Origin of the sequence: Aquirufa ecclesiirivi (assembly GCF_011250515.1) — a bacterium.
GTDB lineage: Bacteria > Bacteroidota > Bacteroidia > Cytophagales > Spirosomataceae > Aquirufa > Aquirufa ecclesiirivi.
Map to the genome: position 1 here is coordinate 1 of NZ_JAANOP010000025.1, position 373 is coordinate 373.

At 45.6% G+C, this 373-nt stretch carries 1 tRNA gene; it reads right to left on the reverse strand.

Going from position 1 to position 373, the window contains the following annotated elements:
- Nucleotides 1-123: 123 nt before the first annotated feature.
- Nucleotides 124-200: transfer RNA gene (locus G9H65_RS13580), tRNA-Ile, on the reverse strand.
- Nucleotides 201-373 lie beyond the last annotated feature (173 nt).

Below are 373 nucleotides of genomic sequence, written 5' to 3' on the forward strand. Positions count from 1 at the left end.
GAAAACGGATTCAACGCGAACGGCCAGTTCGTTGTGCCCACTAGTGCAGGCTTGGTTCCTAGCTTTTTGAGCTAATCCCCCGTTATTGGCTTTCATCTCCAGCTTGCCCCAACATCATTTTGTTGGTAGGCCTGCGTGGACTCGAACCACGGACCTCTACATTATCAGTGTAGCGCTCTAACCACCTGAGCTACAAGCCCGCTTTTTTCTTCTGTTTTCTCAACAATATCTTGAAAATCTATCTTCCTAGATTTTCCTTTAGGCGTGTGATAAAAGTACTCTGGAAGCATATAAGAATCCTCATATACTTAAGTTAAATAGCTTCTCCAGAAAGGAGGTGTTCCAGCCACACCTTCCGGTACGGCTACCTTGT